General features: G+C 69.9%; 13 protein-coding genes and 1 pseudogene. 10 read left to right on the forward strand and 4 right to left on the reverse strand.

Translation table 11 applies throughout. The features are described 5' to 3' along the window. Positions 1-200, forward strand: a 200-nt coding sequence (locus IEZ31_RS56185; protein WP_229834485.1) for a hypothetical protein, incomplete at its 5' end; no start/stop codon positions are given. Between the two features lie 236 nt (positions 201-436). Here IEZ31_RS56185 and IEZ31_RS08625 read toward each other — a convergent pair. Further along, the gene (locus IEZ31_RS08625; protein ID WP_190249236.1) at positions 437-640 is read right to left on the reverse strand and encodes a hypothetical protein; all 204 of its coding nucleotides are present in this window, start codon (positions 638-640) and stop codon (positions 437-439) included. A 1,910-nt stretch (positions 641-2,550) separates the two neighbouring features. Between IEZ31_RS08625 and IEZ31_RS56190 the strand changes: the two are divergent. Together IEZ31_RS56190 and IEZ31_RS08630 are read left to right on the forward strand one after the other, a co-directional pair. Continuing rightward, positions 2,551-2,661: pseudogene (locus tag IEZ31_RS56190) on the forward strand (peptide-methionine (S)-S-oxide reductase MsrA); the annotation flags it as partial. 169 nt (positions 2,662-2,830) lie between these two features. After that, positions 2,831-3,796, forward strand: coding sequence for a Fic family protein (locus tag IEZ31_RS08630; protein WP_190249237.1), 966 nt, complete (start codon positions 2,831-2,833; stop codon positions 3,794-3,796). 171 nt (positions 3,797-3,967) lie between these two features. Here IEZ31_RS08630 and IEZ31_RS08635 read toward each other — a convergent pair whose 3' ends face one another. Next, entirely contained in the window at positions 3,968-4,555 is a 588-nt protein-coding gene (locus IEZ31_RS08635) for a hypothetical protein (protein WP_190249238.1), read from the reverse strand. A 564-nt stretch (positions 4,556-5,119) separates the two neighbouring features. On the opposite strand from IEZ31_RS08635, the gene IEZ31_RS08640 reads away from it, so the two are divergent. Further along, a complete protein-coding gene (locus IEZ31_RS08640; protein WP_190249239.1) occupies positions 5,120-5,620 on the forward strand; it encodes a SigE family RNA polymerase sigma factor in 501 nt (166 codons plus the stop codon). Then, positions 5,617-6,861, forward strand: a complete 1,245-nt coding sequence (locus IEZ31_RS08645) for a hypothetical protein (protein WP_190249240.1) — start codon at positions 5,617-5,619, stop codon at positions 6,859-6,861. Before IEZ31_RS08640 ends, IEZ31_RS08645 begins: the two co-directional genes overlap by 4 nt. Positions 6,862-6,997: 136 nt before the next feature. Here the strand turns inward: IEZ31_RS08645 and IEZ31_RS08650 are convergent, their stop codons facing one another. Further along, entirely contained in the window at positions 6,998-7,333 is a 336-nt protein-coding gene (locus IEZ31_RS08650) for a hypothetical protein (protein WP_190249241.1), read from the reverse strand. Between the two features lie 64 nt (positions 7,334-7,397). On the opposite strand from IEZ31_RS08650, the gene IEZ31_RS08655 reads away from it, so the two are divergent. From IEZ31_RS08655 to IEZ31_RS08665, 3 genes are all read left to right on the forward strand, one after another. Then, positions 7,398-7,550 carry a hypothetical protein gene (locus IEZ31_RS08655; RefSeq protein WP_190249242.1) on the forward strand — a complete coding sequence of 51 codons (153 nt, stop codon included), beginning with the start codon at positions 7,398-7,400 and terminating at the stop codon, positions 7,548-7,550. A gap of 101 nt (positions 7,551-7,651) precedes the next feature. Beyond that, positions 7,652-9,040, forward strand: coding sequence for a GAF domain-containing sensor histidine kinase (locus IEZ31_RS08660; protein ID WP_229834487.1), 1,389 nt, complete (start codon positions 7,652-7,654; stop codon positions 9,038-9,040). Between the two features lie 172 nt (positions 9,041-9,212). Continuing rightward, complete coding sequence (locus IEZ31_RS08665; RefSeq protein WP_190249244.1) at positions 9,213-11,609, forward strand: IPT/TIG domain-containing protein; 2,397 nt, start codon at positions 9,213-9,215, stop codon at positions 11,607-11,609. Positions 11,610-11,879: 270 nt separating this feature from the next. On the opposite strand, the gene IEZ31_RS08670 is transcribed toward IEZ31_RS08665, so the two are convergent. Next, the gene (locus IEZ31_RS08670) at positions 11,880-12,170 is read right to left on the reverse strand and encodes a hypothetical protein (RefSeq protein WP_190249245.1); all 291 of its coding nucleotides are present in this window, start codon (positions 12,168-12,170) and stop codon (positions 11,880-11,882) included. A 180-nt stretch (positions 12,171-12,350) separates the two neighbouring features. Between IEZ31_RS08670 and IEZ31_RS08675 the strand changes: the two genes are divergently transcribed. Both IEZ31_RS08675 and IEZ31_RS08680 read left to right on the forward strand, forming a co-directional pair. Continuing rightward, positions 12,351-14,027: an aminotransferase class V-fold PLP-dependent enzyme gene (locus IEZ31_RS08675; RefSeq protein ID WP_190249246.1), complete on the forward strand. Its 1,677-nt coding sequence runs from the start codon at positions 12,351-12,353 to the stop codon at positions 14,025-14,027. Between the two features lie 43 nt (positions 14,028-14,070). Then, a complete protein-coding gene (locus tag IEZ31_RS08680; protein WP_190249247.1) occupies positions 14,071-15,000 on the forward strand; it encodes a S1C family serine protease in 930 nt (309 codons plus the stop codon). The last annotated feature ends 77 nt before the right edge of the window (positions 15,001-15,077 follow it).

Here is a 15,077-nt window from a genome sequence, read left to right on the forward strand (position 1 = left end):
CATCGGCGTCGGCACGCTGCCCGCCTGATCTTGTTGCACAACGGGCGCCCCTCTCGCGGGGCGCCCGTTCTGTCTATCGGCTGGGGACCATGACCGGCTTGCCGTCGACCGGCGTGGCGATCGATAGGCCGCTGATCACGGTAGTCCGGATGCGTCTCGACCCCGTCGATCCCGATCAGGTGTCGGCCCGCACGTGTTGAATGCTGATGACCTCGTTCCCGTCATGCGGCGTGACCATGTACCAGATCGTTACGCCGTCGGCGGGCAGATGAAGTTCATAAGCACCTGGCAACGGATCGCTCGACGGAAACGGATCTGCGAGCGTCGGAACCGGCTCATCGAGAAGGTGGAAGATCGCGCGCTGGACTGTCCACCGCAGCCGCTGGGGAAGCGCCTCTACCTGTTGCCACGCTTGTTCAGGAAACGAATCTGCCGGTCAGGCACGAATTCCCCACGCCTCGGCGAGCTGCTCGCGCGTGAACATCCGAGCCTCGTCGCCGGGTCCGGCACCGCGGTCTGCCTGCATGAGTGTCAGCGCGACCTCACGTGCGGCCTCGCGGCGCAGACGCCTCAGCTCTGCCTGCATGGCGTCGAACTCGACCCGGGGAATCGTGATCATCTCGGTCGCCTCGCTGGTCACGCCGCGCCTCCACTCCCGCCACTACCACCGACTGGGCACCGCCTGAGGATACGCTCGCTTCCCTGGCCGAGGGCGGCCAGCACGGTCGGTCTCGTCTTCGGTCATGCGCTGCTCCTCGTCGCCGCTGGAAGGCAGCCGGAGTGAGCGGGATTCGAGACCCTGCGACCGCCCAGCCGCGTTGGTCCCTTACGCCTCCACTCACCCCGGCGCCGTCGTGAACTCTTCCGACTTTTGCCGCCGCCGGGCATGGCTCGACCGCATGTCACGGTGACATGACGTGCTCGACCGATCACCGATGGCCGTCTTACGCTCAGCCACATGGCGGCGGACCCGTTGCGCGTACCCGACGAGTTCTGGGCGCGCGACGACGTGCGCGGGGCGCTGGCTTCACGCGACGTCGGCGCGCTGTTCAAGCTCGTCCGCCGTCACACCGGTGCCACTCGACCGGGCCGACCGCAGCCGCGACCCGCAGTGGATCACCTACTTCGACGAGGCGTACCTGGCGGCCCGCTTCGGCCACTGTACGAGCGCACGGCTACCTGCGCGAGCTACAGAACAGCCTCGCCCCGCACGGAAAAGTCGCCGATCGTCCGGCAGTTCAACACGCGGGTGAGTGCGCTGCTGCGGTAGCTACGCCTTCCGCATCGTCAGCAGCTTGAGCAGCCACGGTCGCCGCGCCCACGATCTCTCCCCGGTCGATCAGTTCAAGGGCATCGTCAAGCGGAATCCACCCAACAGGGATGGAGCCCGGCCACCCACGCGCTCGTCACGGCCTGGCGATGGCACCCCATCGCAGCGCGGCTGTCCGGACGAGCCTGCGTCGGTCGGCGAGTGTGCCGGTCAGGGCGTTGGTGTTGTTGGCCTCGATCGGTGCGACGAGGGTTCGTACGCAAGATCGTCTCCCAGTTCTCTCCCAGCGCCCAGCAGTCGCCCCCGGCGTGAAGCCCGGAACCAAGGGATTCACGGCGATAGGGTCTCGTGAAGTCGAATTCGTTGCTGTACAACAGTTTCAGCTTCGGCGCGGTCCGACTCGGTGCGATCGGTTGCTGCACTTTGCTGCTGAACTGCCGGACCAAGCGAGGCGGCGTTATGAGGTCCTGGTGGGAGCCTGCTGCAACTGCCGGAAGCGTTCAGCCCCACCGGGCGCCCGTGACGCTGATAGCGGTCAGGGAGTGCGGTGATAGCGGTCAATGAAATCCTCGCCTTCGCCAGTTGCACTGCGCCACCTGCCCGAAGGAGCAAGATGAGGAACCCGAAAACGCGGATGCGAGTCGTTCGCAGCGTCGTGGCGCTCACGGCTGCGGCCGGTGCGGCGTTCGTCGCTCCCGCCGCGGCAATGGCCGAGCCCACTGACTGCACGTACAGGTGGAGCGACGCCCAGCGGGCCGGCGATGCTGCGGTCCGGTGCGAACAGGGAACCGGCCGGTACAGGATCGCCATCTCCTGCTCGTACGGGCTCAACGACAATCTCCGATACCTCTACTACGGTGGGTGGCTGTCTGCGGGTGGCGGCTGGTCGGCCAGAGGCTGCCCGAACGACATGTACCGCAGGTCATTCAGCAAGCAGGTGGGATAGCGACTCCCGCAGTTACGCACGCCCCGGACGATACGCAACGCTATGCTTCAGCTACTTCTAGCTTCTATAGTGCCGCATGAATATCGCCCGTCGGCGACCTGGAGTGCATCTCCGGCCAGTGGCTTGCGCGGCCGGAGCGGGTGTCGGAGAAGGAAGCTAACCAGCAGTACCGCTCGGACGCAAAGAACCCGGGCGGCTACTGCAACCACGGCCCCAACGGCATGCAGGCATGACTCGCGAGGCGGTCGCGGCCCTCGACCTCGAGCAGGCAGTCGACTCCTGGGCGGCCTATGCCTCCCGGCGCCGCGATGAAATGTGACCTCACCGCCATGGCTACCACCAGCAGTACCGCTCGGACGCGAAGAACCCGGGCGGCTACTGCAACCACAGCCCCAACGGCATGACCTGCCCGATCGGCGTCGCGACGGTCCCCGACGCCTCCTGATCAGCGGCATGCACGGCCGCCGGCGCTCGCCGGTGGCCGCATTTTGTTCGGAACGATTAAATCCGGCGTGGCGTACAACTACACACTTGTTCGGTACGGTTAGTTTTCGTCAAACCGAACAACTTGAGGAGTGGCCGTGTCCGGCCCAGGCCGACCGTCCCGAGCAACCGTGTACCAACGCCTCGACGAGGCGGTCGCCGAGCTCCGCGACCGCCTCGGCGGTCTTCCGTCTCCGGCCGAAGCCGAAGACATCTGGTCAGACATCTGGCATCAGGAAGCTCATAACAGCACGGCCATCGAGGGAAACACGCTCGTTCTCCAAGAGGTCGAGAAGCTTCTCGAGGAAGGCCGGGCCGTCGGCGCGAAGCCACTGAGCGAGTACATGGAGGTCAAGGGTTACGGCGATGCCGCTAAATGGGTCTACGGCCAGGCCCTGGACCCCGGTGGGTGGCAGTCCGGCGATTTGGTTTCGCTGCAGGAGGTCCGGCAGGTCCACTTCACGGCGATGACGCCGGTGTGGACCATCGCCCCGCATCCACACGCGAGCGCGGCGGAATCCCCCGGCAACTTCCGCCAACACGAGATCGCCAAGTTTCCGGGCGGCATGAAGCCGCCCACCTGGGCTGACGTCGACTCACACATGCGTAGCTGGATCGACATGGTCAACGACCTGCGGCTCGACAGCGTCGCTGCCTGGCCGGAGCGGCTAGCCGGCGTCCACAATCGCTTCGAGCAGGTACATCCCTTCCTGGACGGCAACGGACGTGCCGGAAGACTGCTGCTCAACCTCATACTCTGCAGGCTGGGCTACCCACCGGCGATCATCTACAAGCGAGACCGCGACAAGTACCTGCGAGCCATGCGGCGGGCCGACGCCGGCGAACCGGGGCCGCTTGGCGAACTGATCGCCCGAAGCGTCACCACGAACCTTTACCGCTTTGTCATGCCCGCAGTGGCCGGACCGGTCAAGCTCCTGCCACTCCCCGCACTGGCGACGTCCGACCTGTCCGAGAACGCGCTTCGCACCGCGGCCGTCCGTGGACGGCTCCGCGCGATCAAGAGCGACGACGGATCTTGGCGCAGCAGTAAGAAGTGGGTCGCTGACTACATCGAATCCAAGCATCGGAGATCTTGAAGCTCCCGAACAAATGTGACATGGCGGTCAGGACTACACCAGCAGTACCTCTCGGACGCGAAGAACCGGTTGCCGCGGCACAGTATCGCGGATGCGGCCCCCGCTGACCTGCGGCGCAGTTCGCCGCATCAAGGGGAGTGCCAAGGTCGTGACATGCACTTGCCGTAGTGCTTAGCGAGGCATACAGACTCGCTCGACGTACTCGAACCAACGGCTGCCGACCAGGTCAAGCCTCATCGTCAAGGTACGGTGCACGCCGTCCGCGGTGACCGCCGACAGCTCGACCGGCAAGGGCCTGGTCCCAGCGTCCTCCGAGCAGGTGATGGCCACGCTCACTGGGAATCGGCCGGTCGCGGCCGGCGCGATTCGCTGCTGCCCCCAGACCATGACGTCGGCGACCTTGCCCGCGCCGGCCACCTCGACCGGCCTGGGGGCGCCATTGACCACCGCGATGCTTCCCTCGATGGTCACCCGGCCGCCCGCGCCCGCGACGGATTCGAGCCCCGCGACGGCGAGGAACAGCGACAGCTCCGAAGCCTGGCGGCGCCGCTGCTGGGCGGCCTCCCAACTCTGCCCAGCCACTCCACCCACCAGGCCACCGAACACCATGAATACCACCACACCGCGTACAGAAACCTTCATCGACGCGACGCGACGCAGACGAGGCCACGGTGCGGCCGCCGACTTCGTCGGCCGATCCTCGGCTACATCGAGGTCGATGACACTGTCCAACGGAGCCTCATCCACGGGATTGCGCACCGACACACCGTATCCAGTGACCGGGTCATGGTGCCGTCGCCGATGCCAGCGGACTCAAACCCAAAGCGCAGATTGCACGCATCCGGGAAGGACCCGGAGGGAACCACGCCGAGGAGTGCCAGCTTGCCATTGACCAGCATCGCCGCAGCCCTCGTCGCCGGTGTCATTCCCGGATTGCTGGCGTTCGTGGCGTGACATCTGGCGCGTAACAGTCGCGCCTGATGCCCACACCGAGTGAGAGGCCCGGATCGATGCGCCTGGTCCAGAAGGTCAGCGACATTGCCGCCGCGCTTGGCCTCTGAGACAGTCCAACCACCAAGCACCCGGGCGGCTACTGCAACCACGGCCCCAACGGCATGATCCGCCCGATCGGCGTCGGCACGCGGCCGCCTGATCTTGCGACTACGGGCGCGGCGCCCCGGCCACGCGTGACGTCGGCCAGCCAGACCGAGGTGGCCCGGGCCGTTCGTTGCGGAAGTTGTCCGGTTGCCGACACGTAGCCGTCGCAGGGTCGGTGCCTCGCCGCCGCGTCCACCTCGTACCAGAGCTCACTAGGAGAGCCATATGGATCAATCGGGGGAACAGCGGTATCGGGAGTTCGTCGGAGCGCGCTCTGCGGCGCTTCTGCGCACCGCGTACCTGCTGGTGGGCGACCGGGGCAGGGCGGAGGATCTCCTCCAGACCGCGTTGGTCAAGACGTACGTCGCGTGGGATCGGATCAAGGATCCCAGCGCGACCGAAGCTTACGTTCGCCGGGTCATGGCCACGACGGCCACGTCGTGGTGGCGACGCCGGTGGTCGGCCGAACGGCCGGTCGTGTCGTTGCCCGACAGCTCGGTCGCGGATGCCAGCGGTGCGCTGGCCGACGCGGACGAGATGCGCCGGCTGTTGCTGACGCTGCCCGTCCGGCAACGGGCGGTACTCGTGCTGCGCTACTACGACGACATGAGCGAGGCGGACGTGGCCGAGATGCTCGGCATCTCCCGCAGCGCCGTCAGCAGCTACGCCGCGCGCGGGCTGCAAGCGCTCCGCCAGCGGATGGGTAAGGAGATCAACGCGCTGTGAACACGTCATTCGAATCGCACTTCCAGGCGACCATCACGCGCAGCGTCGAGGACCTCGCGCCGGAGTCGCTGCACGTCGACGAGCTGATCCGGCGCGGCCGGTCCGCGCAGCGCCGGCGCCGGATCGCGACCTCCGCGGCCGCGGCGGCAGCGCTGGCCGTGGTCGTCACCGTCAGTGCCGTAGCGTTCGGTGCCGGCACGTCGGATCAACGCCACGCTCCCCTGGCATCGCCCGACCCGACCGGAACGGCCGGACGCGGCCCGACCGCGACGGCCGGACCCAGCCCGTCCGCGACGGCCGAAACCAGCCCGGCCACGACGGCGGGCGCGACCCCGTCCGGCGTCGACGTTCTGCTGGCCGGCAACGCGATCCGGACGGCGTCGGGCCGGCTGGTGACGATCCCGAAGCCGGGCGGAGGCACCGCGTTTCGTGCGGTCGGCGTGGCCGGGGGCTGGGTCGTCAGCTCTGGCGGTCCGATGGACCTTCCGTCGATCGAGTTTCTCACCGAGTCCGGTCAGCTGAAGGCCTTCCAACCGGCGCTCAAGGGCGCACCGGTGGGGTACGCCCCGGACGGCCGGTCCATGGGGGCGCTGGTCGGCGACGACATCTACGTCTTCGAACTGCCATCGCTGCGAGTCCGGCACCGCATCCAGCTTCCGCCGCAACTGCGCAACTCGCAGCTGGAGGACATGTGGCTTCGTGGCGACCGGCTGGTGGCACAGTTCACCGGGGTCGGTGACAGCGGTCCCGCCTTCACCGGGGTGGCGATCTGGAATCTCAAGACCGGCACCTCGACCACGTCGCCGGACCTCTACCTGAACGACGTTTCGGCCGACGGCAAACTTGCCCTGCTGGCCGTCCAGAAAGGCACTGGCCCGGACGTACAGCACTGCGTATCGGTCGCCCCGATCGGCGAATCGATGTCGGCGCCCACGACGAGCATGTGCGCGGCGGGGGTAGCCCTGACCCGCGGCCGTTTCTCGCCCAGCGGCACCTGGGTCGCCGTGTCGGTGCACCCGGCCGGGGTGCGGCTGTACCGCACGACGCAGCTCCAGGCGGGCAGCGGCGAGCCGGTCAGACGCTACGACATCGACTTCGCGACGTGGGAGGACGACGCGCAGTTGGTGCTGGCCGACGAGCGGGCGACGGTCGTCATGCGATGCCCGACCACCGCCGAAACCTGCCAGCGAGTGACCGGGCAGCCCGAGCCCCTGCTGGGCGTGATCACGAACTACCGCTGAGCCCACGGGCACCGCGTCAACGCCGCCGTGCGGCGGGCAAGGACAAGCGCGACGCCCGAGGAACACCGGCGACGCCCTCCCCGGTGCCATCACGAGAAAGATGGCGGCGGGGAGGGCGCCCGTTTCGCGGGGGCGGCTATCGCCGTTTGCCGAGCCGGGGCACGGGCTGGCGGTTGCGCCACGACTCCGCCTCGCCTCGCAGCCGGCGCCAGTTCCGCCGCAACGACCAGGTGAGGACCGCGGCCAGCACGGCGGCGGCGACGAGGAGCAGGACCGTCTGGCGCAGGTTCGGTTCGTCGCCCGCCAGGTAGGCGCTCCCGATCGGGTCGGCCGGGTCGTAGACCACGTCGACCTCCTCGCCGACGCTCGGCTCGCTCCAGAACCCGTGGCTCGGGTCGCAGGACGTCGGGGCCGAGCTGGAGCTCTGGCTGCCCGACACCGCGCCGACCGGCAGGTACAGCAGCACGCTCACCCTCACGCTGATCGGGCCCTGACGGGTCGGCGCGCGGCGGCGCGGATCGATAGGCTCCGGTGCCATGACCGCGCACCGGGTGGCCTGGACGCTCGTGGTGATCCAAGGGGTGATCGTCGCGCTCTACGTCGCCGCCGCCAGCGCGGCCTGCGCCGGCATGCTGCTCGTCATGGCCACGCCGCCCGGGTGGGTCCTGTTCGACTGGTACGTCGGCTGAACGGGTGCTCTGTGGCGGGATCGTCGGGGTCGCCCGCATGAGAGGGGGCGCAGCGGGCAGGTAACCCATGCTCAGCAGGCGTGGCGGAAGGAGCGGCGCGGGTGGTGCCGACCGGGGTCTGGGTGCCCACGCCCCTGCTGGTCGGGGCGTTTACCGGGGGGCTCGTGGCGTGCACGGTGCTGCTCGTCGTGGCCGCGTACCTCCTCCTCGTCGTCGTCAACCCCGTCCGCAAGACCGCGGTCATCGCCGACCAGCTCGCCTGCGGGCGGCTCGACGCGCGGCTGCTGCACACCGGGCTCGGGGAGATCAGCCGGCTCGGCCGGTCGCTGAACGTCCTCGGGGCCTCGTTCGGGCGCAGCCTCAACGGGCTCGCGCAGCTCGTCGAGGCGCAGACCGCCCTGCGGCGGGTGGCCACGCTCGTCGCCCGCGGGGTGTCGCCGTCGGAGGTGTTCGAGGCGGTGACGGCGGAGCTCGGGCGGCTCGTCGGGGCCGACGGGGCGAACATCGTGCGGTACGAGGCCGACGGGACGGGCACCGTCGTCGCGCTGTGGGGCTGGCCCGGGGCGCTGCTGCCCGCCGGTACCCGGATATCCCTGGACGGCGACAGCGTGTCGGCGGCGGTCCGGCGCACCGGGCGGGCGGCGCGGAAGGACAGCTACGCGCGCCCGGCCGGGCCGCTCGCCGAGTTCCTGCTGGAGCGAGGCATCCGATCGGCGGTCGGCGCGCCGATCTACGTGGAGGGGCGGCTCTGGGGCGTCGTCACCGCCTCCGTGCTGCGCGACGAGACGCTGCCCCGCGACGCCGAGCTCCGGCTGGCCGACTACACGGAGCTCGTCGCCACCGCGATCGCCAACGCCCAGGCCCGCACCGACCTCGTCGAGTCGCGGGCCCGCGTCGTGCTCGCGACCGACCAGACCCGCCGGCGCATCGAGCGGGACCTCCACGACAGCGTCCAGCAGCGGCTGCTCTCGCTCGGCCTGGCCCTGCGCGCGGCCCAGGACGACGTGCCGCCCACCATGCCCGGGCTGGAGGCCAAGCTCGCCGCGGTGGCCGCCGGGCTCACGGCCGGGGCCGACGAGCTGCGCGAGATCTCGCGCGACATCCATCCACAGATCCTCACCGCACGCGGGCTGGCGTCGGCGGTGAAGGCGCTGGCCCGGCGTTCCCCGGTCGCGGTGGAGTTGGATGTACGGCTGGAGGCCCGCCTCCCCGAGTCCATCGAGGCCGTGGCGTACTACGTGGTGGCGGAGTCGCTCGCCAACGCCGCCCGGCACGCGGAGGCGTCGGTCGTCCGCGTGGCCCTGGGTGTGCGGGACCGGCGGCTGTACCTGACGGTGAGCGACGACGGCAAGGGCGGCGCCGACCCCGACCGGGGCTCGGGCCTCATCGGCATCAGCGACCGCGTCGCGGCGCTGGGCGGCGCGATGTCGCTCTGCAGCCCGTTCGGCGGCGGCACCGCGCTCGAACTGGAGCTGCCGATCCCCGAGTAGCGGCCCGTTCGGGCCGCAGCCCGGCGCCGCAGAGCGGATTGCCAGTTTTGAGGAACTTTCAGTTACCTCACTGCTACGTTGAGTGACGTTCCGGATGCTGTGCGCCCCTGTCCCAGGGATTTGCGCCCACCGAGCACTCCCATCCCGTGGCAACAACGGAGGAGACACTCAAGTGCAAGTCAGCAAACGACTGCCGGACGGCCGGCCGGCCGCCCGCGCGGCTGTCGTCCTGGGCCTGGTAGCGGCCGGCCTGGTCGCGACAGCGACGCCCAGCTTCGCCGCCTTCGACCCGATCACCACGGTCACGCCCGCCCACGGGCCCAGCGGCGGCGGCAACTCCATCAGCCTCACCCCGACGACCGCCGCGACCTTCACCGGCGCCAGCAACACCGTCACCGTGCAGTTCTCCTTCGTGGCCTGCGCCGCCACGCTGCCCGGTCAGACGCCGATCACCTCGTCGGCCGGTGCCGTCACAGCCGGCGTCGTGCAGGCCGCGACGGGCTCCGTGAGCGGCAACAACTGGACGGTCACCGTCCCGAGCACGCTCATCCTCCCGCCGGACGTGACCGCGGCGACGAGCTTCTACGTGTGCGTCTACGACGGCGACACTCTCGGCGACGCGGGCATCGCCGAGACGGCGACCGCGGCCTACAAGGTCAGCCCGTCGATCATGCCCAACCCGGCCAGCGGCGCCAGCGGCGGCGGCTACTCGATCGACGTGACCACGTCGAACCCGATCTTCACGCCGTTCTCGCCGTCGACCTACACGGTGCAGTTCCAGGCCAAGACGACCACCGCCCCGGTCTGCGCGGCGACGCCGCAGAGCGCGTCGGCGCCGACCGCGTCGAGCGCCAGCACGATGACCGGCGGCGTGGTCAACGTGCCGGCCGCCAACCTCCAGGTGCCGACGTCGCGGAGCCTGAAGATCCTGGTGCCGACGACGATGATCCAGCCGTACCTCACGGTCCTGCCGACGGTCACGAGCTCGGACTTCAACATCTGCGTCTACGCCTCGAGCGCGCTGGTGGCCGAGACGGCGCCGTCGGTGCCGTTCAACCTCAGCGGCAACGTGGCGCTGAGCGCCCAGTCGGGCTCCACCGCGGGCGGCAACGCGCTGACCCTGACGGCGGCCGGCCCGATCTTCACCACCGGCAACACGTACTACGTGCAGCTGCAGAGCTCGACGTCGCACCCGAACTGCGACGCGACCTACGCCACCACCGGCTCGCCGGTCAACCCGGCGCAGGGCACGACGCGGCTCATCTCGACCTCGAAGCTGGCGGTCACGCTGCCGGCGCCGGTCACGGCGGGCTCGTACAACGTCTGCGTCTACGACTCGAACACGGCGACCACGGGCCAGCACCTCGTCGCCCAGGCGTTCAACTACTACTCGGCCGGCGCCATCCCGACGATCGTGTCGGTCAGCCCGGCCACCGGCCCCGCCCAGGGCGGCTCGACCATCTCCGTGACCGGCACCAACCTGCCGACCGCGGCCGGCGCCATGACCGCGTCGGTCGGCGGCACGCCGATGACGATCCTGACCCAGAGCGCGACCAACTTCACCGCGGTCACGCCGCCGCACGCGCCCGGCGCCAACTTCTCGATCAGCATCACGCTGACCAACGGCCCGACGTACGAGGGCAAGAACCTGTTCACCTTCACGAACGGCATCACGATCTCGCCCGCCACCGCGCCGAACTCGAAGCTCACGGCGACCGACATCGACATCGCCGGCGTCGGCTTCTCCGACATGACCTTCGCGGCCGCCGGCGTCGTCGACCCGAACAGTTCGAAGTCGCACGTCTACCTGGTCAAGGGCGCATACGACCCGAAGGCCGGCAACCCGGCCACCACGAAGACCAACGGCCAGGTCGCCGAGTGCGTCGACGTGCTGGTCATCTCCGACACCAACCTGATCTGCAGCCTCTACACGGCCGGCAACGGCCCGATGGCGACCAACGCCGGCCGCGTGATGACCGGTTGCACCGCCGTCACGACCACGGCGACGACCGTCGCGGTGGGCGCGGGCTGCTCGTTCAACCCGTCCGACGTGGGCCTGACGATCACCGGCGCCGGCATCCCGGCCGCCACGACGGTCAGCGCGGTGTCCGCCACGGGCGCGGCGACGATCAACAAGGCGATCACGGCCAACATCACGGCGGTGACGCCGCTGGTGCTGTCCGCGGCCACCACGAAGGTGATCCCCGACGCCGTGTCGACGTTCTCGGTGAACGCCAAGAAGATCACCACCACCGCCGCGACGTTCGCCGCGACCGACCTCGGCAAGCCGATCTACGGCCCCAACATCCCGGCGGGCTCGGTCATCACCGAGGTCACCGACTCGAAGAACATCCTCATCTCGGGGACGATGATCGCGAACGTCGCGGCGAGTGCCACCGCGCCGGTGTTCATGGTTCCGGGTGGTCCGGTGCCGAACGGCACGTACACGCTCACCGTGGTCAGCAACGGCATCATCAACGCGGCCACGGTCACGCCGGCGGTCACGCCGCCGTACGTCCAGTCGATCATCTCCAGCGGGTCGACCTTCACCGTGGCGGACTACAACTAGTCCGGTGACACACAGGCGGCCCGGGATCCACGAGATCCCGGGCCGTACTGGTTTTGGCAGGCGAGGGCACGGTCGCGATATATGCGGGGGAACCACGACGTGTGCCCTCGCCTGCCGGGTAGATCCGCCCGTTCCCTGGGGGGACGCCTGGCCGGAGGCGTTCGGAGCCGGCGGAGGCATGCCGGCAACCGTTCCCGGGCGGATCTTTGTGTTGCGGGACCACGTGCGTCGGCGGGCGCGCCGAAGTCTCCGCGGGGATCAACGATCGTGCTAGAGGAAGGTTCCCCGGTTGCCGCCGGCGCGATGCCAGCCGCCCCGCGAACGGGGCCGGCTCCCGAGGTCGATCCGCCAGTCAGGCATCGTGCGCAGGCTGTACAGGTCGTGGCGGGCCGTCCAGGCCTCGTTCCACGGCCGACGGGAGGCCTCGGCGGCGTTCTCCGCCAGGCGGCGCGGCGCGCACGGCCACTCCCGCCCGCACCAGAGGCACTGGCCCTCCCCGTCCGAATCGCTGTGCCGACTCAGGATCTGCGTGGCGTCCCGCCACAGCAGTCGATCGACCACGTCTGTTGGCTCGGACTGGTCAACACTGACCAACTTCCCTACCCCCAAACTCCCTGAGGCTTCCTGAGAACCTCCGGACGAAACGTTAAACAGTCAGGCCCCCGACCTGGGCGGACAACCAGTGCGACATCCTTCCGACCACCCGAAAGGGGACGGCGTGGCGCCGCCCATAATGACGCCATGGAAAGCCCCCTCTTGGCCCGGATCCGCGACGCGGTGATCGGCGACGACCAGGTGATGTGGGGGCCGTTCGGCGCTCGCCGCGTCACGTACGCCGACTACACCGCCTCCGGGCGCGCGCTGGACTTCATCGAACGGTTCGTCCGCGACGAGGTGCTGCCGCGGTACGCCAACACGCACACGGAGTCGTCCGGCACCGGGCTGCAGACGACCCGCCTGCGCGAGGACGCCCGCCAGATCGTCAACGAGGCGGTCGGGGGCGACGCCGAGACCGTCGTCATCTTCACCGGCTCCGGGTCGACGGCGGCGATCGACAAGATCGTGCACATCCTGGGGCTGCGGGTGCCGGCCGGCCTGGAGGACCGCTACGCGCTGTCGGCCGCGATCCCCGCCGCCGAGCGGCCGGTGGTGTTCATCGGGCCGTTCGAGCACCACTCCAACGAGCTGCCGTGGCGGGAGTCGATCGCCGACGTGGTGGTGATCCCGGAGGACCACGACGGGCACGTCGACCTGGCGAACCTGCGGGCCGAGCTGGTGCGGTACGCCGACCGGCCGCTGAAGATCGGCTCGTTCTCCGCCGCCTCGAACGTGACCGGCATCGTCACCGACACGCACGCGATCTCGGCGCTGCTGCACGAGCACGGCGCGCTGTCGTTCTGGGACTTCGCGGCGGCGGCGCCCTACGTCGACGTCGCGATGTACGGCCCGGGGCCCGGCGAGTACAAGGACGCCGTGTTCATCTCCCCCCACAAGTTCGTGGGTGGCCCCGGCACCCCGGGCGTCCTCGTCGTGCGCCGCGCGGTGCTCACCAACCGGGTGCCGACGGTCCCCGGCGGCGGCACGGTCGACTACGTCAACCCGACCGACCACCACTACATCGCCGACCCCGCGCACCGCGAGGAGGGCGGCACGCCGGCCATCGTCGAGTCGATCCGGGCCGGCCTGGTGTTCCAGCTCAAGCAGGCGGTCGGCACCGACACGATCCGCGCGCTGGAGGAGGGCTTCCTGCGCGAGGCGATCGCGTCGTGGAAGACCAACCCGAACATCGAGATCCTCGGCAACCTCGACGCCTCCCGGCTGTCGATCGTGTCGTTCGTGATCCGCCGGCCCGGCGGCCGATACCTGCACCACAACTTCGTGGTCGCCCTGCTCAACGACCTGTTCGGGATCCAGTCCCGCGGCGGCTGCTCCTGTGCCGGGCCGTACGGCCACCGCCTGCTCGGCATCGACATCGAGCGCTCGCACCGCTTCGAGCAGGAGATCATCGCGGGCTGCGAGGGGATCAAGCCGGGGTGGGTCCGCGTCAGCTTCAACTACTTCATCTCGCAGACGGTGTTCCGGTACATCGTGGAGGCGGTCCACATCGTGGCGTCCCACGGCTGGGCGTTGCTCCCGCAGTACCGCTTCGACCCGCAGAGCGGCCTGTGGAGGCACCGCGACGGGCTGGTCGAGCCGCCGCTGCGCCTGTCCGAGCTCTCCTACGACGAGGCCGGCGAGCTGCGCTGGCCCTCGCGGCACGAACGGGCACCCGAGTCCGACCTGTCCGGTTACCTCCGGTTCGCCCGGGAGCTCGTCGAGTCGCTCGGGGGCGGCGAGCCGCAGCCGGACGGCATCGTATCGGCCAACTTCGAGGCGCTGCGCTGGTTCGACCTGCCGGCGGTATCGCTGTTGGCGTAACCGCGCGGGCATGCCGGGCGAGGGCCGGGGCGTTGAGTCCGGCATGGACCCAGAAATCGACGCGCTTGACGCGTACAGCCGGGTCGTCTCCAGCGTGGCGGCCTCCCTGCTGCCGAGCGTGGCCAGCCTGACCGTGCGCAGCCGGCGCGGCGAGGGGGCCGGCTCGGCGGTGGTGTACACCCCGGACGGCTTCGTCCTGACCAGCGCGCACGTCGTCGCCGGTGCCGACGGCGGCCTGGCCGAGTTCACCAACGGCACCCAGACCCGCTTCGACGTGGTCGGCGCCGACCCGCTCGCCGACCTAGCGGTGCTGCGCATCCGCGAGCCGGGCGTGCCGCCGGCGGCCCTCGGCAACGCCGACGACCTGCGCATCGGCCAGTTGGTCGTGGCGGTCGGCAACCCGCTCGGCCTGGCCGGGTCGGTCACCGCCGGCGTGGTGAGCGCCCTGGGCCGCTCGCTGCCGGTCCGCGACGGCCAGCACGTGCGGCTCATCGACGACGTCATCCAGACCGACGCCGCGCTCAACCCGGGCAACTCCGGCGGCGCGCTCGCCGACTCGACCGGCAAGGTGGTCGGGATCAACACCGCGGTCGCCGGGATCGGGCTGGGCCTGGCGGTGCCGATCAACGCCAACACCCGGCTGATCATGTCGGAGCTCATGTCGACCGGGCGGGTCCGCCGGGCCTGGCTCGGCGTGGCCGGGGCCCCGGTGGCCCTCGCCCAGCCGCTGGCGGCGCGCATCGGGCAGAAGAAGGGCCTCCGGCTGGTCGAGGTGGTGCCGGGCAGCCCGGCCGGGCAGGCCGGGCTCTACGTCGGCGACGTGATGCTCTCCGCGGGCGGCCGCCCGATCACCGGCGTGCAGGACGTGCAGCGGCTCATGCTGGGCCCGGCGATCGGCACCCGCCTGCCGATCACCGTCCTCCGCAAGGACGCGCTGGTCGACGTGGTCGCGGTCCCCGAGCCCCTCGCCTAACCGCGTCGATCTTGCAGTTGTGGTGCCGCGACACTCCCACGATGTCCGGGTTTGTCAGGCACCACAACTGCAAGATC

Origin of the sequence: Dactylosporangium sucinum (genome assembly GCF_014647515.1) — a bacterium.
Taxonomy (GTDB): domain Bacteria; phylum Actinomycetota; class Actinomycetes; order Mycobacteriales; family Micromonosporaceae; genus Dactylosporangium; species Dactylosporangium sucinum.